Raw genomic sequence first — 23,378 nt, 5'->3', positions numbered from 1 at the left:
AGGAAGCCCCATGAGCAACGACAACCACACGGCGCCTTCCATGATCGACAGCGAGGCGCTGGCCAGGCTGCAGGCCTGGCAGGGCCGCAGCGAAACGCTGGCCGACGACATCACCGCCGCACCCGTGCGCGCGCTCTCCGCGACGCTCGATCGCGACGATCCGCTGCCGCAGGCCGGCACGCGCCTGCCCGAGCTGTGGCACTGGCTCTACTTCCTGCCGCACCATCGCCAGTCCGAGATCGGCGACGACGGCCATGCGAAGCGCGGCGGCTTCCTGCCGCCCGTGCCGCTGCCGCGCCGCATGTGGGCCGGCGGGCGGCTCAACTGGGAGGCGGGCAATCCGCTGCAGGTCGGCGACAAGGTGGAGCGCACCTCGACCATCGCCTCGGTCACGCACAAGGCGGGCCGCACCGGCGAGCTGGTGTTCGTGCTCGTGCGCCATGAGGTGCGCAACGAGCGCGGCCTCGCGCTGACCGAGGAGCACGACATCGTCTACCGCGCCGCCGCCGCGCCTGGCGAGAAGGCCCCGCCGCCCACGCCCGCGCCGAAAGACGCTGCCTTCAGCCGCGACATTGCGCCCGACGACGTGCTGCTGTTCCGCTACTCCGCGCTGACCTTCAACGGCCACCGCATCCACTACGACCGCCGCTACGTGACGCAGGTCGAGGGCTACCCGGGCCTGATCGTGCATGGCCCGCTGATCGCGACGCTGCTGGTCGACCTGCTTCGCCGCAACGTGCCGGGCGCGCTGCTCGCGCGCTTCGAATTTCGCGCCGTGCGCCCGACCTTCGACATCGCGCCGTTCCGCGTGCACGGCAAGCCGGACGCCGATGGAAAGACATTCAGCCTCTGGGGCGAAGACGCCGACGGCTGGCTCACGATGCAGGCCACGGCCGTACTCGCCTGACAAGAGAAGGAACACATGACAAGACCCCTGGACGGCATCACCGTCATCTCGCTCGAACACGCGATTGCCGCACCGTTCTGCACCCGCCAGCTGGCCGACCTCGGCGCCCGAGTCATCAAGGTGGAGCGCCCCGAGGTAGGCGACTTCGCGCGGGCCTACGACGCCCGCGTGGCCGGCGAGGCCTCGCACTTCGTGTGGGTGAATCGCTCAAAGGAAAGCCTCACGCTCGACCTCAAGCAGCCCGCCGCGCTCGCGGTCCTGCAGGAGCTGCTGGCCGGCGCCGACGTGCTGGTGCAGAACCTCGCACCCGGGGCCTCGGCGCGCATGGGGCTCGGCGCCGAGGCGCTGCAGGCGAAGCATCCGCGGCTCATCGTCTGCGACATCTCGGGCTACGGCGAAGACGGCCCGTACCGCGACAAGAAGGCCTACGACCTGCTGATCCAGAGCGAAGCCGGCTTCCTGTCGGTCACGGGCACGCCCAACGATCCGTGCAAGTCGGGCAACTCCATCGCCGACATCGCAGCGGGCATGTATGCGTACACCGGCATCCTCGCGGCGCTGCTGCAGCGCGGCAAGACCGGCAAGGGCTCGCACATCGACGTGTCGATGCTCGAATCGCTCGCCGAGTGGATGGGTTATCCGATGTACTACGCGTACGAAGGCGCGGCGCCGCCGCCACGCAGCGCCGCTTCGCACGCGACCATCTATCCCTATGGCCCGTTCCCCGTCGGCGATGGCGGCACGGTGATGCTGGGCCTGCAGAATGAACGCGAATGGCGCACCTTCTGCGAGAAGGTGCTGCTGCAGACCGGGCTCGCGGCCGATGCGCGCTTCGACAGCAATGCGCGGCGCAACGACAACCGCGAGGCTCTGCGCTCAATCATCGTCGAGACCTTCGGCGCGCTGAGCACCGCGCAGGTGCTGGAACGGCTCGACGCGGCGCAGATCGCCAACGCCCGCATGAACGACATGGCCGGGCTGTGGGCCCATCCGCAGTTGCAGGCACGCGAGCGCTGGCGGCAGGTGGGGTCTCCGGCCGGAAACATCCCGGCCCTGCTGCCGGCCGGCCGGCAGAGCGCGTTCGACTACCGCATGGACCCGATCCCGGCGGTGGGCGAGCACTCCGACGCCATCCTGCGCAGCCTCGGCCGCAGCGAGGCGGACATCGCGGCGCTGCGCGAGGCAGGGGCGGTGTGAGCGTGCCATTGGCTCCGCTTGCTCTCGCGCGCGCCTTTCTCTTCGTGCCGGCCGACCGGCCCGAGCGCCATGCGCGGGCACTGGCGACCGGTGCGGGCGGCGTGATCGTCGATCTCGAAGACGCGGTGGCGCCCGAGCGCAAGGTGGCGGCGCGCGAGGCGCTCGCCGCCTCGTTCGCCAAGCTGCCCGAGATCGACCGGCAACGCCTGCTGGTGCGCATCAATGCCGCCGGCACGCCGTGGCATGAAGACGATTGCGCGCAGGTCGGCGCACTGGCGGCGCAAGGCTTGATTGCCGGCGTCGTGCTGCCCAAGGCGGAGCGCGCGGCTCATCTGTCCAGGATTGCGGAAGCCATCGGCCCGAAGGGCGTGCTGGTGCCGTTGATCGAGTCGGCTGAAGGCCTGTCGGCGGTCGATGAGCTCGCGGCTGGCCCGCAGGTGCTGCGCCTGGCGTTCGGCAACCTGGATTTCCAGGCCGACCTCGGCCTGGCCTGCGATGCGGACGAAGCCGAACTCGTGCCGGTGCGCCTCGCGCTGCTGCTGGCCTCGCGCCGCGCCGGCCTGCCCGCGCCCATCGACGGCGTGACGCCCGACTGGCGCGATGCGCCAAGGCTTGCGGCCGACACCGCACGCGCCCGGCGCGGCGGCTTCGGCGCCAAGCTGTGCATCCACCCCGATCAGGTCGCGCCGGTGCACGCCGCGCTCGGCCCGAGCGCCGACGAAGTGGCATGGGCCCGTCGCGTGATCGATGCCGTGCGCGCAGCCGGCGGCGGAGTCGTCAGCCTGGACGGCCGCATGGTCGACGCGCCCGTGGTGCGCCTGGCCGAACGCCTGCTCGCGCTCGAACATCCGTAAATAAATAACCCCCAGAAGGAGACAACGAAGTGACAGCAACGAAGACCTGGAAATCCAAGGCCCTGCTCGCGGCCGCGGCGAGCGCCTGCCTGCTTGCCTTTCAGTCACCGGCGGCCGCACAGGCTGCGTGGCCCGACAAGCCCGTCACCCTGGTCGTGCCGTACTCCGCCGGCGGCCCGACGGACGTGGTGGCGCGCATGCTGGCCATTCCCATGGGCAAGTCGCTGGGCCAGACCGTGATCGTCGAGAACACGGTGGGCGCGGGCGGCACCATCGCGCCCACGCGGGTGGCCAAGGCGGCGCCCAACGGCTACACCATCCTGATCCATCACATGGGCATGGCCACCGCGCCCGCGCTCTACAAGAAGCTCAACTACGACCCGTTGAAAGATTTCGAATACATCGGCCAGGTGATGGACGTGCCGATGACGCTGCTGTCGCGCAAGGACTTCCCCGCCAACAACTACCAGGAGCTGCTGGCTTACGTGAAGGCCCACAAGGACAAGGTGACGCTGGCCAATGCGGGCGTGGGCGCGGTGTCGCAGCTGTGCGGCCTGCTGTTCATGAACCAGATCGGCGTTCAGCTGACCACCGTGCCCTACAAGGGCGCGGGCCCGGCGCTCAACGACCTCATGGGCGGGCAGGTCGACCTGCTGTGCGACCAGACCACGCAGACCGCGCCGGTCATCAAGGACGGCAATCGCGTGAAGGTGTTCGGCGTGACCACGCCAAGGCGGCTGTCGAGCATGCCGACCATTCCCACGCTCGACGAACAGGGGCTCAAGGGCTTCGACGTGAAGGTGTGGCACGGCATCTACGCGCCCAAGGGCACGCCGCCCGCAGTGCTCGAGAAGCTCAACGTCGCCCTGCGCGCCGCGCTGCAGGACGACATGGTCAAGCACCGGCTGGCCGAACTCAGCTCGGAGATCGTGCCGCTCGACAAGCAGACGCCGGAAGGCCTGCGCACGCACCTCGCGGCGGAGATCGAGAAATGGGGCAAGGTGATCCGCGCAGCGGGCGTGCAGGCGGATTGAATCTCTCAGGCGGGCGGTGTCTGCGGCTGCGCCCGCAGCGTCTCGTCGAACAGCGCGAGCAGGTGCCGCGCGAACACCTCCATGTTCCTCGGACGGTCCGTGTCGCCGGTCTCGATAGTCCGGCTCACCGTGACCCCACCGACCACGGCGACGCACACGTGCCCCGGCGCATCGCCATACGGACTGCCCGACGGGCCGGCCGCACCGCTTTCGGCGATGCCCCAAGTCGTGTGATGGGTGTCGCGCACCCGGCCTGCCACGAGCCGGGCGTAGGGCTCGGTTTCCCCGCGCATGCCGGCCATGTCTTCCGCGGTCAGGCCCAGCAGCGCGCGGCCGGCGCGCCGCGAATAGACGACCGCGCCGCCGCGGAAGTAGGCCGATGCACCGGGAATGGCGAGCAGGGCGGCAGACACGAGGCCGCCGGCCGAAGACTCGACGACCGACACCGTCTGGCCCCGCGCGCGCAGCGTTTCGCCGACGCGCGCGGCCAGTACGGACAGAAGTTCGGGCAGGGGAACGGCGCTCATGGCGTCTTGAAGGGCGTGCCCGGACGCGTCACGTAGGCCGGCGCGCGCTCGTGGCTCGCGGTACTGCCGTATACCGTATCCGCCGGGTAATACTCGGCCTGCAGCTGCACCCGGGCGGCGGCTTCATCGCCGGCGGTGTGGGCGATGAAGGCCAGCATCAGATCGGTACCGGCCGATACCCCCGCCGATGTCCAGACGTTGCCGTCCTGCACGAAGCGCTGCTCGACCACCTTCACGTCGCCCAGTGCGCGCAGGCGGTCCAGCGATCCCCAGTGCGTGGTGGCGGTCTTGCCCGAGAGCAGCCCGGCCGCGTGCAGCACGAAGGCGCCGGTGCATACCGACATCAGCGTTTGGCATCCCGGCGCCTGGTCGGCGAGGAAACGGGTCATTGCGGGATTGTCGACCTCGCGTCGCGTGCCCATGCCGCCGGGCACCAGCAGATGATCGAGCGGCGGGCAGTCAGCGAAGGACACGTGCGGGTTGATGGACAGCCCCTTGGCGCAGACCACCGGTTCGCGCTTTTCGGCCACGATCAGGCAATGCTCGGGACCGCCGGCCAGCTTGCTCCACATGGTGAGCATTTCCCAGGGGCCGACAAAGTCGAGTTCCTCGACCTCGGGGAAGACGATGATCCCGAAATTCATACTTTCGACTCCTTGGTAATAAGGTTGGCGATGACGCTTGCGCGAGAGCGTACAGATGCGAGGATAGAGCCCGGGCACGAAGGTCGCTTCGTGACAGCTGGTTGCAAGCTCGGCTCAGTGTTTTCCTCAGAGGACCACGGCTTGAAACTCGCTAGAGTGAAGGCGGCCGTTCAGGCTTTTGCTATGTACATAAAGGAAATCTCATGAGCAAGAAAGTTGCATATGTCACCGGAGGCATGGGTGGCATCGGAACTGCCATCTGCCAGCGTCTGCACAAGGACGGGTTCACCGTGGTCGCCGGATGCGGCCCCACGCGCGACCACGCCAAGTGGCTGGCCGAACAGAAAGCCGAAGGCTTCGAGTTCCATGCGTCGGTCGGCAATGTCGGCGACTGGCAATCCACCGTCGAGGCCTTCTCCGCCGCCAAGGCCGCGCACGGCCCGATCGACGTGCTGGTCAACAACGCCGGCATCACGCGGGACCGCATGTTCCTCAAGATGACACCCGAGGACTGGAGCGCGGTGATCGAGACCAACCTCAACAGCATGTTCAACGTCACCAAGCAGGTGGTGGGCGACATGGTCGAGAAGGGCTGGGGCCGCATCATCAACATCAGCTCGGTCAACGGCGCCAAGGGCCAGGCGGGCCAGACCAACTACTCGGCGGCCAAGGCCGGCATGCACGGCTTCACCATGGCGCTGGCGCAGGAGCTGGCCAGCAAGGGCGTGACGGTCAACACCGTGAGCCCGGGCTACATCGGCACCGACATGGTCAAGGCCATCCGACAGGAAGTGCTCGACAAGATCGTCGCCACCATCCCGGTCAAGCGCCTGGGCGAACCGAGCGAAATCGCCTCCATCATCGCGTGGCTCGCCACCGACGAGGGCGGCTACAGCACGGGGGCCGACTTCTCGGTCAACGGCGGCCTGCACATGCACTGAGCATGCGGACCTGTACCTGATCGACAAGACCCGCTTCGGCGGGTTTTTTCATTTCATCGATGCGGGTTCCACGGATAGAAAGCGGCCGATATGCGTCCTACAGTTTCCAAACCCTCCGGAAGGCAAGCCATGGAAAGCACAACAACCACACCCGCCAGAAAGCTCCCGATCTACCGTTCCCTCTACGTGCAGGTGATCACCGCGGTGATCATCGGCGTGCTGCTCGGCTACTTCTACCCGGCGACGGGCGAGGCGATGAAGCCGCTGGGCGACGGCTTCATCAAGCTGATCAAGATGATCATCGCGCCGATCATCTTCTGCACGGTGGTGGTGGGCATCGCCGGCATGGAGGACATGAAGAAGGTAGGCAAGACCGGCGGGCTGGCGCTGCTGTACTTCGAGATCGTCAGCAGTATCGCGCTGCTGGTCGGCCTGGTGCTGGTGAACCTGCTCAAACCCGGCGCCGGCATGAACATCGACCCGGCCACGCTCGACACCAAGAGCATCGCGGCCTACACCGGCCCGGGAAAGATGACCGGCACGGTCGACTTCCTGCTCAACGTCATTCCGAGCACGGTGGTCGACGCCTTCGCCAAGGGCGAGATCCTGCAGGTGCTGCTGATCGCGGTGCTGTTCGGCTTCGCGCTGCACCGCTTCGGCGGCCGCGGCACGCTGGTGTTCGACGTGATCGAGAAAGGCTCGCACGTGCTCTTCGGCATCGTCAACTACATCATGAAGCTCGCGCCCATCGGCGCCTTCGGTGCGATGGCATTCACCATCGGCAAGTACGGCCTGGGCAGCCTGTTCTCGCTCGGCAAGCTGATGGGCACCTTCTACCTGACCTGCCTGCTGTTCATCTTCGTGGTGCTGGGACTCATCGCGCGCTTCCACGGCTTCAGCATCTGGAAGTTCATCAAGTACATCAAGGAAGAGCTGCTGATCGTGCTGGGCACGTCGTCGAGCGAATCGGTGCTGCCGCGCATGATGGAGAAGATGGAGAACCTGGGCGCCAACAAGACCTGCGTGGGCCTCGTCATTCCCACCGGCTACTCGTTCAATCTCGACGGCACGTCGATCTACCTGACCATGGCGGCCGTGTTCATCGCACAGGCCACCAACACGCCGATGACGCTCACGCAGGAGATCACCCTGCTGGCCGTGCTGCTGCTCACCTCGAAGGGTGCGGCGGGCGTCACGGGCAGCGGCTTCATCGTGCTGGCGGCCACGCTGTCGGCCGTGGGGCACGTGCCGGTGGCGGGCCTTGCGCTGATCCTGGGCATCGACCGCTTCATGTCGGAAGCCCGCGCGCTGACCAACCTGATCGGCAACGGCGTCGCCACCATCGTGGTGGCCAAGTGGACCCATGAGCTCGACGAGACACGGCTGCAGGCTGGACTCAACAACGAGAGCTGGGTCGAGGCGCAGGAACCCGAGGCGCTCGACGCGGCGCGCAGCAGCAAGATGGCTGGTTGAGGCTGAACTTTTTGCATATGTGATTCGGGGGTGCTCACGCCGACGGGGGACATTCGCGCAGGGGAGCACCCGGTGGCCTGTGCACGCCCCCCCCGAAGAAGAGTCCGAAAAAGAGCCCCTCAAAGAAGGCCGTGTGAAATAAAAGGCCAGACATCGTTCCTGCAGAATGCAGCGATGCCCCACAGCGTCTCCCTCATCAACACGATAGCCGCCGGCCTGGGGCTGGCGCTCGTGCTCGGGTTCCTGGCAGCCAGGCTGCGGCTGCCGGCGCTGGTCGGCTACCTGCTGGCCGGCGTGATCATCGGCCCGTTCACACCGGGCTTCGTGGCCGACGCAGGCATTGCCGCGCAGCTTGCCGAAATCGGCGTGATGCTGCTGATGTTCGGCGTCGGCCTTCATTTTTCCCTCGACGACCTGCTGGCCGTGCGCAAGATCGCGCTGCCCGGTGCGCTCGCGCAGATCGCCGTGGCCACGCTGCTCGGCGGCGGGCTCGCCCTGTGGTGGGGCTGGAGCCCCGGCGCGGCGCTGGTGTTCGGGCTGGCATTGTCGGTGGCCAGCACCGTCGTGCTGCTGCGCGCACTCGAAAGCCTGGGCATCCTCGATTCCTTCACCGGCCGCATCGCCGTCGGCTGGCTCGTGGTCGAAGACCTGGCCATGGTGCTGGTGCTCGTGCTGCTGCCGCCGCTGGCGGGCGCGCTGGGCGGCCAGAGCGCGCAGGCCGGGCCGGGCGATCCGCTGTGGCAGACGCTGGGCCTCACGCTGCTGCAGGTCGGCGGTTTCGTCGCGCTGATGCTGGTGGTCGGGCGGCGCGTGTTCCCGTGGATCCTCTGGCAGGTCGCGCGCACCGGCTCGCGCGAACTGTTCACGCTGTGCGTGGTGGCCGCCGCCGTGAGCATCGCCTTCGCCTCGGCGGCGCTGTTCGGCGTGTCCTTCGCGCTGGGTGCTTTCTTTGCCGGCATGGTGATGCGCGAGTCGCAGTTCGCCCATCGCGCTGCGCAGGAGTCGTTGCCGCTGCGCGATGCCTTCGCAGTGCTGTTCTTCGTGTCGGTCGGCATGCTGTTCGATCCCTCGGTGCTGATCGAGCGGCCGCTGCAGGTGTTGGCGGTGGTGCTGGTCATCGTGCTGGGCAAGTCGCTCGCGGCTTGCGCGCTGGTGCTGGTGTTCCGATACCCGCTGGGCACCGCGCTCACGGTGAGCGCCAGCCTCGCGCAGATCGGCGAGTTCTCGTTCATCCTGGCCGGGCTGGGCGTATCGCTGGGCCTGCTGCCGGTGGAAGGGCAGAGCCTGGTGCTGGCGGGCGCGCTGATCTCCATTGCCACCAACCCGCTGTGGTTCAGCCTGATCGTGCCGATGCAGAAGTGGCTGCACGCCCATTCCTCCTTCGCGCGCGGACTCGAATCGCGCGATGACCCGCTGGCCGAACTGCCCATGACCACCGAGGCGAAATACCTCTCGCGGCAGGTGGTGCTCGTGGGCTACGGCCGCGTGGGGCGCCGCATCGCGGCCGAACTCGACGCGCACGACATCCCGTATGTGGTGGCCGAGCAGAACCGCGAACTGGTCGAGAGGCTGCGCGAGGCCGGTACGCCGGCCGTGTGGGGCGACGCGGCCGATCCGGCCGTGCTGATCCAGGCGCACATTGCGCGTGCCCGCGTGCTGGTGGTGGCCACGCCCGACGCCATGAACGTGCGACAGATGATGGAGACGGCCCGCACGCTCAACCCCACCATCCAGACCGTGATCCGCAGCCACAACGAGCAGGAGGCCCGGCTGCTCACGCAGGAGACTTCCGCCACCGTGTTCCTGGGCGAACAGGAACTGGCCCAGGCCATGGCGCGCGACGTGGTCCAGCGGGCCGTGTCGATGGCCGTGCCTGCTTGACGCCCGTGCCGTCAGAGGTCTTCGATGACCAGCGTGCGGTATCGCTGGGCGATGGAATAGGGCACCGTGCGCACCAGTTCCATCAGGCGTTCGGCCGTCGCGCTGTCGCGGGTCCTGACCAGCAGGCCGGTGTGGCCTTCGTTCGCCAGCTTGGTAAAGGCGCGTACGGTCGCGGCATCGGTGCCGGCGGACGGCAACGGATCGTCGGAGCTTTTCACGGTCGGGGTGATCTCGGCCAGCACCGTTTGCGCGGGAAGCAGGTAGACCTCGTCCCCACTCATGCCTTTTTCGATCAGGCGGTGACCGATGCGGTTGGCATCTTCTGCGCTCGGAAACATCACCATCGAGTAGCCGGTCGGGTAAAAGGCGCCGCCGATGCTCGACCGCATGTTCGGTTCAAGAGTGAAATGCTTCATGATGCCTCCTGGCTCTTTTGAGGTTCTTCGAAGATCCCTGACTACAACATTAGGCCGCGCGCGGGTCGGGCTCTGTAGGAGAACCCCGAAAGCACTGTCAACCGCATGCGTTCCCCGCCCATTCAGGACAGACCATCCCGTCACGCCCATTTCCATGTCCTTATCAAGAAACGTCGCACTCACCGTCCATGAACTGGAAGCGGGCGAGTTCTATTGGGTGCTGATGGAGGCGGTCGACGACACGCCGGGCGAAACCTCCCACGTCTACATGCCGCTGGAGGCCGCCCAGGATCCCTACGCCACCTACTCGAATGCGCTGGTGGCGGGCGTGGCCGTGCTGCGGCGGCTGTTCGGACCCGACGGGAAGCCCGCCTGAAGTTCTGGCGCAATGCGGCTTGCCGCAGGCCGTTCCCTATAATCCCGCCCGCCCTGGTGTGTCAGTTCTTATTAACTGACTTGCGCCAGGCAACACGGTTCGAAGGTGCCCCGCACGCCATGTGATGGCCACGGGGTTAAACGGGAAGCAGGTGCGCTGCGTCGATCTTGACGCGTCAATTCCTGCGCTGCCCCCGCAACGGTCGGCGGATCTGGAAACCCTCACGCCCATGCCTGCTTCCACGCAGGCATGGGCAGCCACTGCGCATCGGCGTGGGAAGGCGAGGGTTTCGGCCGCGGTGTGCAATCCCACAGCACACCGCGGCGCTCCGCGAGCCCGGATACCGGCCTTCGCAACCGCCTTCGGACGCTGCGGGAGTGCGTGTCCGGGCCTGCCGCCTCGCGCTCGCGCGGACCGCCGCAGTCCCTTCGCCTCTTCCGTTGCTTCCTCTATCGGTCGGGAGCCTGCGGGGACGCAGGTCGCAGGAGAGATCAAATGGGTCAGCAAGCATCGCCGGCGCGCGATTGCATGGGTACGCCGCTGCGTTGGGCGCGCCTTTCGGGTTTCTCATTGGGCTTGGGGCTGGCCTTCGGGCCTTCCGCCGGCTTCGCGCAATCGCCGGATGAAGCGGCCGGCAGCGGCCATGGTTTGAGGCCGGTGCAGGTCGAGGCCGAGCGGCACACGCCGCTGGCCATCGACGAACCCTCGTACACCGGCAGCCGCCTCGGCCTCACGCCGCTGGAAACGCCGGCCAGCATCGAGGTGCTGACGGGCGACACCATCCGCGCGCGCGGCGACGTCTCGGTGATCGACGCCGCTACCCGCGCCACCGGCATCACCGGCTCGCCCGGCCCCGGCAACGGCGGCACCGCCATGGCCGCGCGCGGCTTCTCGGGCCACGGCTCGGTGATGCAGCTGTTCGACGGCACGCGCCTGTATGCGGGCGCGGGCACCGTCACCTTTCCGTTCGACACCTGGTCGGTCGATCGCATCGAGGTGCTGCGCGGCGCGGCCTCGGTGATGTACGGCGAGGGCGCCATCGGCGGCGCGATCAACGTGGTGCCCAGGAAGCCCACGCGCGGCCCGATCCGCAACGAGGCGCTCGATACGCTCGGCTCCGACGCCACCCGCCAGGTGGCCTTCGGCAGCGGCGGGGCGATCGACGACAGGCTCTCGTACCGCTTCGACATCAGCCACCGCGCCACCGACGGTTTCATGCAGCGCGGGGAGGCCGAGAGCCTCGCCGTGGGCGCGGCCGTGCGGCTCGACGTGTCGCGGCAGCTGCAGTTCACGCTGTCGCACGACGAAGGCAGCCAGTCGCCGCAGCGCTACTACGGCGTGCCGCTGATCGACGGCCGCCTGGGCAGCCAGACGCTGCGCCAGAACTACAACGTGGACGACGCCGAGATCAAGTACCGCGACAAGTGGACCCGGCTCGACGCGCAGTGGACGCCCAACGATGCCGTCACCGTGCGCAACCAGCTCTACCGGCTGGAGAGCAAGCGCCACTGGCGCAACAGCGAAACCTACACCTACAACGCCGCCACGCGGCGCGTGACGCGCGGCGACTACCTGGAGATCGGCCATGACCAGGAGCAGATCGGCAACCGCACCGACGCCACCTTCAGGCATGGTCTGTTCGGCCTGGCCAACCAGGTGCTGGTGGGCTTCGATGCGAACCGCATCGACTTCACGCACACCAACGACTCGCCCTATGGCGGCCGCTCGGTGGTCGACCCCTTCGTCTTCAACCCCGGCTACTACGCTTCGCCCGTGGCCTACACGCCGCGCTACAAGACCAGGACCAGCACCTACGCCTTCTTCGCCGAGGACAAGCTGGCCTTCAACCAGCAGTGGTCGGTGGTGGGCAGCCTGCGCTGGGATCACGCGAAGATCGCGCGCACCGACCTGTTGAACGCCGCCAACAGCTTCGGCAAGACCTTCGAGTACGCCACCGGCCGACTCGGCGTGGTCTATGCGCCCGATGTGTCGCAGTCTTTCTATGCACATGTGGCGCGCGCGGCCGATCCGCTGGGCTCGCTGGTCACGACCTCGACTTCGCAGGCGGCCTTCGACCTCAGCACCGGCAAGCAGGTCGAGGTCGGCTACAAGCGCCAGCTGGCCGACAACCGCGGTGCCTGGACGGTGGCGGCCTATCGCATCGAGAAGAACAAGCTGCTCTCGCGCGACGCGACCGACCCGACCATCACCCAGCAGATCGGCAAGCAGTCGTCCGAAGGCGTCGAGGCCACGCTCGACCTGGCATTGACATCCACGCTGAGGCTCGAAGCCAACGTCGCCAAGCTGCGTGCGCGCTACGACGACTTCAATGAGCTGGTCGGCCAGTCGCTGGTCTCGCGCACGGGCAACACGCCCACAGGCGTGCCCGAGGAGGCAGCCAACCTGTGGCTCAACTGGCGCTTCATGCCGCAGTGGGAGGCTGAGTTCGGCGTGCGCTACGTCGGCCCGCGCCAGGCCGACACGGCCAACTCGCGCAAGATCGGTTCCTACACGGTGGCCGACGCAGGCGTGAGCTGGCAGGCGAACCCGTCGCTCAAGCTCGCGCTGCGCGCCTACAACCTGGCGGACCGGCGCTATCCGGTGTCGTTCTCGAACGGCGGCAACCAGTGGCTGCTGGGGCGGCCGCGCTCGTTCGAGCTGTCGGCGCTGGTCAACTTCTGAGCAGTGCCCTCATGACCTCTGCATGGCGCCGCGCCTGGCCGCGAATTCGGCACTGGCTCTACTGGACGCATCGATGGCTGGGCATCGGCGGTTGCCTGCTGTTCGCCATGTGGTTCGTCTCGGGCGTGGTGATGATGTACGTGGGGTATCCCAACCTCACGGACGAAGAGCGGCTGGCGGGGCTCGCGCCGCTGCGCTTCGGGCAGGCGGCGGTGTCGCCCGCTGCCGCGCTCGATCGACTACCCCAGCCGCCGCGGCGCATGGTGCTGGAGATGCAGGGCGGCGACAGCCCCGAACCGGTGTGGCGCATCGTCGATGCGCGCGGCGGCCGGCACACCGTCTCGGCGCGCGACGGCCATGTGCCCGGCCCGGTCGATGCCGCGCAGGCCCAGGCCATCGCGCGAGCTTTCTCGGGCCGTGCCGGTGCGCACTGGGCCGAGACGCTGGAGCGCGACCAGTGGACCGTGCCGCAAGGCCTGGACCCGCTGCGCCCGCTGCACCGCATCGAGGTCGGCGACGCGGCCGGCACCGAGCTGTATGTGTCCTCGCGCAACGGCGAGGTGGTGCGCGACACCACGCGCTCGGAACGCTTGTGGAACTGGCTTGGCTGCGTGCCGCACTGGATCTACTTCACGCCGCTGCGCGCCGATCCGCCGCTGTGGCACGACGTGGTGGTGTGGCTGTCGGGGGCGTGCATCGTCTCGGCCGTGACGGGCATCGTCATCGGCATCCTGCGGGTGCGCTTGCGGCGGCGATTCCGCAACGGCGCGGTCACGCCGTACACCGGCTGGATGGCGTGGCACCACATTGCGGGGCTGATCGGTGGTTTCTTCGTGCTGACGTGGATCGTCAGCGGCTGGCTGTCGATGAACCCCAATGGCTGGTTCCAGCGCGGACCGGTCGATGCGGCGGTGATGGCGCGCTACACGGGCGCCGGCACATCGCCGTTCCCATGGCCACCGGCTTCGCTGCAGACCGGCGAGGGCGCTGCCGCACCGCGCGAAGCCGTGCTGTTGTGGTTCGACGGCAAGCCGCTGCTGCAGCTGCGCGATGCGCAGGCCCACGTTCGCGTGATCGACGCTGCCACCGGCGCGATTGCATCGATAAGCCGCGAAGACATCCTGCGCGCCGCCCCACGCCTGCGGCCCGGATCGGCCGTCACGCAGGCCACGCTCCAGACCCGCGAAGACTTCCATTGGTACGGCCACCACCGCGAGCGCATCGTGCCCGTATGGCGGCTTCAGTTCGACGACTCGGCGCGCAGCTGGATCTACATCGACCCCGCGAGCGGGCAGGTCGTCGGCAGCAACGACAGCAATTCGCGCCTGCGCCGCTGGCTCTTCAACGCGGCGCACAGCCTCGACTTTCCCTGGCTCATCCAGTACCGGCCGGCCTGGGACATCGTGATGTGGCTGCTGTCGATCATCGGCGCCGTGGCCTCGGCCAGCGGCGTGGTGATCGGCTGGCGGCGGTTGCTGCGCAAGCCTCGCTCGTCGGCCGTGCCGGGAGCGCAGCCCGTGCTTCGGCGTTCATGACAGGGGCTTGCGCGAGCCGGCCCATCCACCAACAATCAACTTTCGCACTGCGGTGCATTTCAGGAGGTGCTCGATGCACATCGAACCAGGTCTCGTCGACGGATCCAAGATTTTCCTCAGCTACGCGACGGCGGCAGCCGCTCTCGCCTACACCGGCAAGGTCGCGTTCCAGATGCTCATGAAGGACGGGCCCGCCGCGCTGGTGCTGCGTTCCGTCATCGCGGTGGCGCTGGTGTTCTGCTTCTTCGAGGTGTTCCCGCACCATCCGGTGGGCGTGTCCGAGGTGCACCTGATCCTGGGCACCACGCTGCTGTTGGTGTTCGGGCTGGCGCCCGCGGCCATCGGGCTGGCGGGCGGGCTGCTCGTGCAGGGCCTGTTCTTCGAGCCGCAGGATCTGCCGCAGTACGGCATGAACGTCACCACGCTGCTGGTGCCGCTGTTCGCCACTTCCGCGCTGGCCCGCCGGATCATTCCCGAAAAGCTGGCCTACGTGGACATCGGCTACCAGCAGGCCTTCAAGCTCTCGGTGGCCTACCAGGGCGGCATCGTGGTCTGGGTCGGCTTCTGGGCGCTGTACGGACGCGGCACCGGCATCGAGAACCTGGGCCAGATCGCCAGCTTCGGCGCGGCCTACATGACCGTGGTGCTTGTCGAGCCGCTGGTCGACCTGGGCGTGCTGGCTGCGGCCAAGGCCTGGCGCCGGCTGCAGGGCACCGCCTTCGTCGAGCGTCGCCTATACGGCGGCGTCTGATCCGCGTTTTCTCGCACGCGCTTCCTCTTCCCCGAGGGCGCCGCGGCCCACTTCGACGGTGCGCCGCCGGGCGCCCGTCTGCCGCTCATCCATCGCGCCGCCGTCATCGCCGGCGGCGTCTGAAAGATCCTTTCCATGACACAAGCAAACAACGCCAAGATCCCCGTCACCATCGTCACCGGCTTCCTCGGCAGCGGCAAGACCACGCTGCTGCGCCATATCCTCGGCAACGCGGAAGGCCGCCGCATCGCGGTGATCGTCAACGAGTTCGGCGAGCTCGGCATCGACGGCGAGATTCTTCGCGGCTGCGGCATCGGCTGCGACGAGGAAGGCAACGAGCGTGCGGGCGCGCTCTACGAACTGGCCAACGGCTGCGTCTGCTGCACCGTGCAGGAAGAGTTCCTGCCCGTGATGCAGCAGCTGGCCGAGCGCCGCGGCGAGCTCGACGCGGTGCTCATCGAGACCTCCGGCCTCGCGCTGCCCAAGCCGCTGGTGCAGGCCTTCCAGTGGCCCGACATCGCCAATATCTTCACTGTGGATTCGGTGGTCACGGTGGTCGACGGCCCGGCCGCCGCCGCGGGCCAGTTCGCCGAGAACCCGCAGGCCGTGGACGAAGCGCGCCGCGCCGACCCCAACCTCGACCACGAATCGCCGCTGCATGAGCTGTTCGAAGACCAGCTTTCGGCCGCCGACCTCGTGGTGCTCAACAAGACCGACCTGATGGACGACGCCGCGCGGGCCAAGGTCGAGGCGCTGGTGCGCGAGGAGTTGCCGCCCGAAGTGAAGATCGTCGCCGCCACCGAGGGCAGGCTGCCGCTCGCGTTGCTGCTGGGCCAGGGCCGTGAGGCCGAAGCCACCATCCACCTGCGCGAGAGCCACCACGACCATGAGGAAGACCATGATCACGACGAGTTCGACTCGCTCGTGATCGAGCTGCCGCCCGTGGACCGCGACAGCCTGCTGGCTGTGCTGGGCCAACTGGTCGAGCAGCACACCATCTACCGCGTGAAGGGCTTCGTCGCCATTCCGGGCAAGCCGATGCGCCTGCTGGTGCAGGGCGTGGGCCGCCGCTTCGACCACCACTTCGATCGCCGCTGGCGCGATGGCGAGGCGCAGCGCACGCGCCTCGTGTTCATCGGCGAAGACCTTGACGAAGCGATGCTGCGCAAGACGCTGGAAGAGGTGAGCGCAGTCGCCGCCTGACCACCTGAACCGATGCACCTGCTGAGCACCCAGCCCGGACGCTTCGTCGAGGACGACAGCGTCGTCACCCGCCTCGACCAGACGCCGGGCGACATCGTGGTGCTCAGCTCGGCCGACACCACGCTCGCGCTGCTCGCGGCCGCGCGCACTGCGCTGGCGGTCACCGACCCGGGCTACCCGTCGCTGCGGCTGGCCAACCTGATGCACCTGCGCCAGCCGGCCTCGCTCGACCTGTACATCGACGAGGTGCTGCAGCACGCGCGCGTGGTGGTGGTCGACCACCTGGGCGCGGAATCGGCCTGGGCCTACGGACTCCAGCAGCTCGAGAAGCTGGCCAAACGCAAAGGCCAGCAGCTCGCCATGTTCTCCGGCGACCTGCAGGAAGACGAAGACCTGCTCGCGCGCAGCACGGCGCCGCGCGCGTTGAGCCGCCAGCTGTGGCAGTACATGCGCAGCGGCGGAGCGGGCAATGCGATGCAGTTCCTGCGTGCGGTGGCTTTCCACGGCCTTGGCCATGGCGAAGCGCCGCTGCCGCCGCGCAGCCTGCCGCAGGTCGCGCTGCATGTGCCGCAGGGCATGGGCGCGGCGCATGCCGTCGCCGGCATCGACGACCTGCGCGCCGGCTGGCATGCGGGTGCGCAGGTGGTGGCGCTGGTGTTCTATCGCTCGCACCTGCTGTCGGGCAACACGGCGGCCTTCGATGCGCTCGCAGCGGCGCTGAGCGCCCAGGGGCTCAACCCGCTGCCGGTGGCGCTCGATTCGCTGAAAGACCCGCTGTGCCTGTCCACGCTGCGTGCGCTGTGTGTCGAGCATGACGTGCAGCTGGTGCTCAACACCACGGCCTTCGCGGCGCTGGGGCAGGGTGCGCAGGATGAAGATGGCGAAGCCCTGGCCCTGGCCGGCGACGCGCCGGTGCTGCAGGTGATCGTGAGCGGCGGCAACCGCGAGGACTGGCTGGCCGACAGCCAGGGCCTGCGTCCGCGCGACATCGCCATGCAGATCGCGCTGCCCGAGATGGACGGCCGCATCGTCACGCGCGCCGTGAGCTTCAAGGGCCTGTCGCACCGCTGCGAACTCACGCAGACCGAGGTGGTCAGCTACCAGCCCGAGCCGGACCGCATCGCCTTCGTGGCCGAGCTGGCGCGCCGCTGGTGCCGGCTGCGCAGCCTGCGCGCCGACGAGAAGCGCATCGCGCTGATCCTCGCGAACTACCCGGGCAGCGAGGGCCGTATCGGCAGCGGTGTGGGGCTCGACACGCCGGCTTCGGTGATGGCGATCCTGCAGGCGATGGCGGCCGAGGGCTATGCGTTGGGCGAACCCGGCAAGATGCCCGCCAACAGCGATGCGCTGATGCGCAAGCTGCAGGAAGGCATTGCGAACGATCCCGCGCAGTGGGCTGCTCGGCCGGCGTGGCAGAGCTACGGGCTGGGCGACTACCGTGCGCGGCTCGCGTTGCTGCCTGAAGGTATGGCCGACGCCATCGACGCACGCTGGGGCCCGCCCGAGCAGGACCCGATGCTGCGGCGCGATCGCTTCATGATCGCTGGCCTGCGGCTGGGCCGCGTGTTCGTCGGCATCCAGCCCGCGCGCGCGCTGGGTACCTTGGACATGGCCGACTACGCGAGCTACCACGACGCCGAACTGGTGCCGCCGCACAGCTACCTCGCGTTCTATTTTTGGCTGCGCGATGCCTTCGCCATCGACGCGGTCGTGCACGTCGGCAAGCACGGCAACCTCGAATGGCTGCCGGGCAAGAGCATCGCGCTGTCACGGGCCTGCTGGCCCGACGCGATCCTCGGGCCGCTGCCCAACGTGTACCCCTTCATCGTCAACGACCCCGGCGAGGGTGCGCAGGCCAAGCGGCGAACGCAGGCGGTCATCGTCGACCACCTGATGCCGCCGCTCACGCGTGCCGAGAACCACGGGCCGATGCAGGACCTGGAGCGGCAGGTCGACGAGTACTACGACGCGCTGCTGGTCGATGCGCGCCGCGCGAAGGTGCTGCGCGCGCAGATCCTCGCGGCGGTGCGGGCGCAGCATCTGGTCGAAGAGCTGGGCGGCCTGCCGGGCGCGGAAGACGATGCGGTGTTGGCGCGCGTGGATGCCTACCTGTGCGAGCTGAAGGAAACGCAGATCCGCGACGGGCTGCATGTGTTCGGCGCGTCGCCGCGCGAGCGGCTGCGGCGCGACACGCTGCTGGCGCTGGCGCGCTATCCGGCTGCGGACGGTGCGGGCGCGAATGCCGGGCTGCTCGGCGCGTTGTCGCAAGACCTGTTGCCGGGCGAGGCGTTTGACCCGCTCGACATCGACGCGGCACAACCGTGGCTGGGCGCGCGTCCCGCGCTGCTGAAATCGGCGAGCACCGATGCGTGGCGGCATCAGGGTGATACGCGCGAGCGGCTGGAGCTGCTGGCGCAGCGCCTGCTGGAGGACAACACCTGTCCGTCCGACATGCCGCATACCGCTGCGGTGATGGGCCGCGTCGAACAAGACCTCGCCCCCGCGCTCGACGCCTGCGGTGCGCAGGAGCTGCTGCAACTTTCGCGCGCCCTGCAAGGCCGCTTCGTTCCGCCGGGGCCGAGCGGCTCGCCATCGCGCGGCCGGCCCGATGTGCTGCCCACCGGGCGCAATTTCTACGCGGTCGACACCCGTGCCATTCCCACGCCCACAGCCTGGATGCTCGGCCTCAAGTCCGCCGCACAGCTGGTCGAGCGGCACCTGCAGGAGCATGGCGACTACCCGGTGGCGCTGGGCCTCTCGGTCTGGGGCACGGCCACCATGCGCACCGGCGGCGACGATCTGGCGCAGGCCTTCGCCCTCATCGGCGTGCGGCCGAAGTGGGCGCCGGGCAGCCAGCGCGTGGTCGATTTCGAGGTGCTGCCCACGGTCGGCCTCGGCCGTCCGCGCATCGACGTGACGCTGCGCATCTCGGGCTTCTTCCGCGACGCTTTTCCCAATGCCGTGCAGATGTTCGACGCGGCCGTGCAGGCCGTCGCCGCGCAGGAAGACGAAGACGCCGAGCGCAACCCCATCCGCGCGCGCATCCTCAGCGAGGCCGCCGCGCTCGAAGCGCAGGGCGTGGCGCCCGAGGCCGCCCGCACGCAGGCGGGCTGGCGCGTGTTCGGCTCCGCGCCCGGCAGCTACGGCTCCGGCCTGCAACGGCTGTTCGATCATGGCGACTGGCAGACCGACGACGATTTGTCGAACGCCTACGTCGGCGGCAGCGCCCACGCCTACGGCCAGGGCAGCGACGGCGTGCCCGCCACCGGCGCGCTGGTGCGCCGCCTGCGCGCGATGAACGTCGTGCTGCAGAACCAGGACAGCCGCGAGCACGACCTGCTCGACTCCAACGACTACTACCAGTTCCAGGGCGGCATGGCCGCCGCCGTGCGCCACCTGAGCGGGCGGCAGCCGGCCATGTACCACGGCGACCACGGCAACCCGCAGGCGCCGCGCGTGCGCACGCTGAAGGAAGAAATCAGCCGCGTCATCCGCGCGCGCGTGGTCAACCCGAAGTGGATCGACGGAGTGAAGCGCCACGGCTACAAGGGCGCCTTCGAAATGGCCGCGACGTTGGACTACCTGTTCGGCTTCGACGCCACCGCGCGCGTGGTCGGCGACCACCAGTACGCGATGGTGGCGGACGCCTACGTGCTCGACGAAGCCACCCGCGACTTCGTGAACGCGCACAATCCGCGCGCGCTGCACGACATGCTCAGCCGCCTGCTCGAGGCCATGCAGCGCGGCCTGTGGCAATCGCCCGGCGACTACAAGGACCAATTGCAAAACCTGCTTCTCGGCCACGAGCAGCAGATGGAAGGACTTTCGCGATGACCACTGCCGCCCCGATGCCGGTGCCTTTTCCCTTTGCCGCGATCGCGGGCCAGCCGCAGCTGCGCCAGGCACTGCTGCTGGCCGCAGTCGATCCGGGCCTTGGCGGCGTGCTGATCGAAGGGCCGCGCGGCACCGCCAAGACCACCGCTGCGCGCGCGCTGGCAGAGCTGCTGCCGGGCGCGCCTTTTGTCACGCTGCCGCTGGGCGCGAGCCTTGAAAGCCTCGTGGGCACGCTCGACCTCGGGCAGGCGCTGGCCGGCCACGAACTGAAGTTCGCGCCCGGCCTGCTGGCGCGCGCGCACGGTGGCGTGCTGTACGTCGACGAGATCAACCTGCTGCCTGACGCGCTGATCGACTCGCTGCTCGACGCGGCGGCCAGCGGCGTCAACGTGGTGGAGCGCGACGGAATTTCCCACCGGCATGCCGCGCGCTTCGTGCTGGTCGGCACCATGAACCCGGAAGAGGGCACGCTGCGCCCGCAGCTGCTCGACCGCTTCGGCCTGTGCGTGCAGCTGCGCAACATCGAGGATGCCGCAGAGCGGCAGGCCATCGTGCGTGCGCGGCTGGCTTTCGATGCCGATCCGCAGGGCTTTCGCACGACGCATGCGAAGGCGCAAGCCGAACTGGCGGCCGCATTGGTCCGTGCGCACGCCCTCGTGGCCGATGCGACAGCGCTGCCGTATGGCGATGCGGTGCATGAGGCGGTCGGTGCGCTGTGCATCGCAGCCGGCGTCGATGGCTTGCGCGCCGATCTCGTGATGCTGCGCTCCGCTCGCGCGCTCGCGGCCTGGGACGGTGCGAGCGCCATTACCACTGGCCACGTGCAGCGCGTAGCCGAAGCCGTGCTGCTGCACCGGCGCAAGCCCGAAGCCGAGGCTGCGCCATCGGCAGCCCCTCGCTCCGCAATGCCCGACGCGAATCCGAACGACGCCGCGAACAGTGCGGGCGATGAAGACTGGGGCGCCATGCCGCCCGAGCCCGTCGGCATCGAGCGCGTGAAGCCGCTGCGACCGCTGATCGCTCCTGCACAGGCCGCGTCAAAAAAAGCCTGAGCCTCCGGGACGCCGTACCCACTGGCGCACGCCAGGGTGACCGGAGGCAGGGCGTGCAGAGGGATGCATGGCATGGCCCCGCCTCGCAGGGCGCGGCCTTCGACTGGCCGCGCACTTTCGCGGCGCGCGGTGCCGGCCATCTGCGCCCGGAGCACCTGCGGCGCCGCCCGCAGCAGGCACGCAGCGGCGCGCTGCATTGCTTCCTGCTCGACTGCTCGGCCTCGATGCGCAGCGACGGCAACCTCGCGCGCGCCAAGGGCCTGCTGCTCGCGCTGATGCAGGAGGCCTACCAGCGCCGCGACCACGTCGCGCTGCTGTGCTTTGCCGGCGAGGTGGTCGAACTGCGCCTGCCGCCGCGCCGCGCCAGCGCCTGGAATGACGACTGGGTCGCGCCGATCGCAGCGGGCGGTGGCACGCCGCTGGCATTGGGCGTGCAGCGCGCGGGGCAACTGCTGGCGAAGAGCGAGTCGCGCCAACGCTGGCTGTGGCTGTTGACCGATGGCCGCAGCAGCGAAAACCCCGCGCGGCCCGAGGCCGCCGACATGGCCTGCGTGGTGGACTTCGAGACGGCGCGCGTGCCGCTGCACCGTGCGCGGCAGCTTGCCACGCATTGGGATGCGCGCTACGTCGTGGCCTCGAACCCGAACGCTTGAGCGTCTTGCCCGGCCGCTGTTTCGACCGGCGCCAGCATCGTTCCCCGGCAACTGGGCGAGCCGCAATGGCACGGGTACTTCGACGGCGGCGAGCCGTCGTCCGCGGTCAGCGAATAGTCGATGAATAGCTCGTCGCCTGCGTCCACGGCCATCAGCGTCTGGAACTTCAGCACCATTTCGCCGCCCTCGTCGTATTCCTCGACGGCCTCGCAATTCGGCTCGCATGAATGGTTCAGGTGGCGAGTGGCGTTGCCGCCCTTGGCGCCGTCGATGGTCTCGTGGTTCGACAGCGTGAACAGGTAGGTGAGCTGGTCGTCCCAGACCTTGGTGGCGATCTCGGCCTGGGTGTAGCGGCGGCCTTCGTAGAGGCCGAGGAAAGCTTCCGCCGGCAGGTCGCGCGTGGCGAAGGCGCCGAGGCCGTGCACGCCGCTGGGGCCTACCCGGACGAAAGGAGTGGAGGAGGTTTGCTTGCGATGCTTCATGGCGGAAGGGATGAGTCGTCGGGTGTCAGGGCTTCGGTGCGCCCAGCGAGGCCAGGCAGCCCACGATGGCGTCGGCCGCTTCGTCCAGCCGCGGACCGGGGCGCATCATCAGATCGAAGCGCGCCGAGGCGAAGCTACACACGCGCCCGCGCTGGATGGCCGACATGGCCGACCAGCCGGGCCGCGAAGCCATGGCGGAGATTTCGCCGAGCGCCGACACCATCAGCACGTCCGGATTGGCGCGCACCACGAACTCGGGGCTCATCTTCGGGAACGGGCCGAGTGTGCCCGGCACAGCGTTGCCAAGCCCGAGGCGGGCCAGCGTCTCGCCGATGAAGGAGCTCTCGCTGGCCGCGGCCATGCCGCCGTGCACCTCGAAGTAAACGCGACGGCCTTGCCAGCCGGCCGGCACGCGGGCCTTGGCGGCGTCCAGCCCGGCGTCGAGCCTGCGCCAGAAGGCTTCGCCCGCTCCAGGCCGGCCGGTGGCGCGGGCCACGGTTTCCATCACGCGGCGCATGTCGGCGTGGGTCTTGGCGTCGAGCGCCAGCACCTTGATGCCAAGGCGCTCCAGCGGTTCGGCAGCGCGGCTGCGCGGACGCAGCAGCACAAGGTCGGGCTTGAGCGCGACGATGCGCTCGATGTTCGCGTCGTCGACGCCGCCGACCTGCGGCAAGCCCTTCACCGACACCGGCCAGTTGGCATGGCGGTCGATGCCCACCAGCCGGTCGCAGGCGTCGAGCGCGCAGACCGTTTCGGTCAGCGAGGGCATCAGCGACACGATGCGCCGCGCCGGCGCCTGCAGTTCGAGCGTGGTGCCGCGGTCGTCTTCGAGGCGGATGCCCGCCGCGTGCGCCACCGAACCGAAGCCCAGGGCCACGAAGGCCGCGGCCTTCGCGATCTGGCGGGCGGCGGAGGCAAACGGCGGGTGCGGAGCGG

Annotated in this window: 20 protein-coding genes and 1 riboswitch; of the genes, 15 read left to right on the top strand and 5 right to left on the bottom strand. The window is 68.8% G+C overall.

What is annotated here, in order from left to right:
* The first annotated feature begins 10 nt into the window (after nucleotides 1-10).
* The 4 genes from ACCC97_RS23560 to ACCC97_RS23545 are packed head-to-tail and all read left to right on the top strand — an operon-like array spanning nucleotide 11 to nucleotide 3,992.
* Nucleotides 11-907, top strand: coding sequence for a MaoC family dehydratase N-terminal domain-containing protein (locus ACCC97_RS23560; RefSeq protein WP_007833111.1), 897 nt, complete (start codon nucleotides 11-13; stop codon nucleotides 905-907).
* Between the two features lie 15 nt (nucleotides 908-922).
* Nucleotides 923-2,104 (top strand): CaiB/BaiF CoA transferase family protein, encoded by a 1,182-nt coding sequence (locus ACCC97_RS23555; protein WP_007833113.1) that lies wholly within the window; start codon nucleotides 923-925, stop codon nucleotides 2,102-2,104.
* A 2-nt stretch (nucleotides 2,105-2,106) separates the two neighbouring features.
* Nucleotides 2,107-2,958 carry an HpcH/HpaI aldolase/citrate lyase family protein gene (locus tag ACCC97_RS23550; RefSeq protein WP_086012103.1) on the top strand — a complete coding sequence of 284 codons (852 nt, stop codon included), beginning with the start codon at nucleotides 2,107-2,109 and terminating at the stop codon, nucleotides 2,956-2,958.
* Between the two features lie 29 nt (nucleotides 2,959-2,987).
* A complete protein-coding gene (locus tag ACCC97_RS23545) occupies nucleotides 2,988-3,992 on the top strand; it encodes a tripartite tricarboxylate transporter substrate-binding protein (RefSeq protein WP_413335364.1) in 1,005 nt (334 codons plus the stop codon).
* A gap of 5 nt (nucleotides 3,993-3,997) precedes the next feature.
* Here ACCC97_RS23545 and ACCC97_RS23540 read toward each other — a convergent pair whose 3' ends face one another.
* A complete protein-coding gene (locus ACCC97_RS23540) occupies nucleotides 3,998-4,519 on the bottom strand; it encodes a CinA family protein (protein ID WP_007833116.1) in 522 nt (173 codons plus the stop codon).
* Nucleotides 4,516-5,163: a DJ-1/PfpI family protein gene (locus ACCC97_RS23535; protein WP_007833117.1), complete on the bottom strand. Its 648-nt coding sequence runs from the start codon at nucleotides 5,161-5,163 to the stop codon at nucleotides 4,516-4,518. The genes ACCC97_RS23540 and ACCC97_RS23535 overlap by 4 nt, the downstream gene beginning before the upstream one ends.
* Nucleotides 5,164-5,366: 203 nt before the next feature.
* On the opposite strand from ACCC97_RS23535, the gene phbB reads away from it, so the two are divergent.
* The 3 genes from phbB to ybaL all read left to right on the top strand — a co-directional run bounded on the left by phbB (nucleotide 5,367) and on the right by ybaL (nucleotide 9,458).
* The gene (phbB, locus tag ACCC97_RS23530; protein WP_007833119.1) at nucleotides 5,367-6,104 is read left to right on the top strand and encodes an acetoacetyl-CoA reductase; all 738 of its coding nucleotides are present in this window, start codon (nucleotides 5,367-5,369) and stop codon (nucleotides 6,102-6,104) included.
* Between the two features lie 129 nt (nucleotides 6,105-6,233).
* A complete protein-coding gene (locus ACCC97_RS23525) occupies nucleotides 6,234-7,577 on the top strand; it encodes a dicarboxylate/amino acid:cation symporter (protein ID WP_413335362.1) in 1,344 nt (447 codons plus the stop codon).
* Between the two features lie 174 nt (nucleotides 7,578-7,751).
* Nucleotides 7,752-9,458 carry a YbaL family putative K(+) efflux transporter gene (ybaL, locus tag ACCC97_RS23520; RefSeq protein WP_007839103.1) on the top strand — a complete coding sequence of 569 codons (1,707 nt, stop codon included), beginning with the start codon at nucleotides 7,752-7,754 and terminating at the stop codon, nucleotides 9,456-9,458.
* An 11-nt stretch (nucleotides 9,459-9,469) separates the two neighbouring features.
* On the opposite strand, the gene ACCC97_RS23515 is transcribed toward ybaL, so the two are convergent.
* Complete coding sequence (locus ACCC97_RS23515) at nucleotides 9,470-9,874, bottom strand: hypothetical protein (RefSeq protein ID WP_007839104.1); 405 nt, start codon at nucleotides 9,872-9,874, stop codon at nucleotides 9,470-9,472.
* Between the two features lie 154 nt (nucleotides 9,875-10,028).
* Between ACCC97_RS23515 and ACCC97_RS23510 the strand changes: the two genes are divergently transcribed.
* The 8 genes from ACCC97_RS23510 to ACCC97_RS23475 all read left to right on the top strand — a co-directional run bounded on the left by ACCC97_RS23510 (nucleotide 10,029) and on the right by ACCC97_RS23475 (nucleotide 21,960).
* Complete coding sequence (locus tag ACCC97_RS23510) at nucleotides 10,029-10,250, top strand: hypothetical protein (protein ID WP_007839105.1); 222 nt, start codon at nucleotides 10,029-10,031, stop codon at nucleotides 10,248-10,250.
* An 86-nt stretch (nucleotides 10,251-10,336) separates the two neighbouring features.
* Nucleotides 10,337-10,617, top strand: a riboswitch (cobalamin riboswitch).
* A gap of 128 nt (nucleotides 10,618-10,745) precedes the next feature.
* On the top strand, nucleotides 10,746-12,932 hold the full coding sequence (locus ACCC97_RS23505) for a TonB-dependent receptor (RefSeq protein ID WP_413335359.1): 2,187 nt from the start codon (nucleotides 10,746-10,748) through the stop codon (nucleotides 12,930-12,932).
* A gap of 11 nt (nucleotides 12,933-12,943) precedes the next feature.
* Complete coding sequence (locus ACCC97_RS23500) at nucleotides 12,944-14,467, top strand: PepSY domain-containing protein (RefSeq protein WP_413335357.1); 1,524 nt, start codon at nucleotides 12,944-12,946, stop codon at nucleotides 14,465-14,467.
* 73 nt (nucleotides 14,468-14,540) lie between these two features.
* The gene (locus tag ACCC97_RS23495; RefSeq protein ID WP_413335355.1) at nucleotides 14,541-15,218 is read left to right on the top strand and encodes an energy-coupling factor ABC transporter permease; all 678 of its coding nucleotides are present in this window, start codon (nucleotides 14,541-14,543) and stop codon (nucleotides 15,216-15,218) included.
* Nucleotides 15,219-15,353: 135 nt separating this feature from the next.
* Nucleotides 15,354-16,421, top strand: a complete 1,068-nt coding sequence (cobW, locus tag ACCC97_RS23490; RefSeq protein ID WP_413335353.1) for a cobalamin biosynthesis protein CobW — start codon at nucleotides 15,354-15,356, stop codon at nucleotides 16,419-16,421.
* Between the two features lie 12 nt (nucleotides 16,422-16,433).
* Nucleotides 16,434-20,255, top strand: coding sequence for a cobaltochelatase subunit CobN (gene cobN, locus ACCC97_RS23485; RefSeq protein WP_413335352.1), 3,822 nt, complete (start codon nucleotides 16,434-16,436; stop codon nucleotides 20,253-20,255).
* Complete coding sequence (locus tag ACCC97_RS23480; protein WP_007839116.1) at nucleotides 20,252-21,307, top strand: ATP-binding protein; 1,056 nt, start codon at nucleotides 20,252-20,254, stop codon at nucleotides 21,305-21,307. Before cobN ends, ACCC97_RS23480 begins: the two co-directional genes overlap by 4 nt.
* Before the next feature lie 53 nt (nucleotides 21,308-21,360).
* Entirely contained in the window at nucleotides 21,361-21,960 is a 600-nt protein-coding gene (locus tag ACCC97_RS23475) for a vWA domain-containing protein (RefSeq protein WP_007839122.1), read from the top strand.
* Here ACCC97_RS23475 and ACCC97_RS23470 read toward each other — a convergent pair.
* Nucleotides 21,930-22,442, bottom strand: coding sequence for an SET domain-containing protein (locus tag ACCC97_RS23470; protein WP_007839124.1), 513 nt, complete (start codon nucleotides 22,440-22,442; stop codon nucleotides 21,930-21,932). The two genes, ACCC97_RS23475 and ACCC97_RS23470, sit on opposite strands and share 31 nt — an antisense overlap.
* Before the next feature lie 25 nt (nucleotides 22,443-22,467).
* Nucleotides 22,468-23,340 carry an ABC transporter substrate-binding protein gene (locus ACCC97_RS23465; protein WP_413335377.1) on the bottom strand — a complete coding sequence of 291 codons (873 nt, stop codon included), beginning with the start codon at nucleotides 23,338-23,340 and terminating at the stop codon, nucleotides 22,468-22,470.
* Between the last annotated feature and the right edge of the window lie 38 nt (nucleotides 23,341-23,378).

Origin of the sequence: Variovorax sp. Varisp85 (assembly GCF_047304045.1) — a bacterium.
Lineage (GTDB): Bacteria > Pseudomonadota > Gammaproteobacteria > Burkholderiales > Burkholderiaceae_C > Variovorax.
Note: the sequence above shows the minus strand (reverse complement) of the source record. Positions and strands in the feature narration are given on the sequence as shown.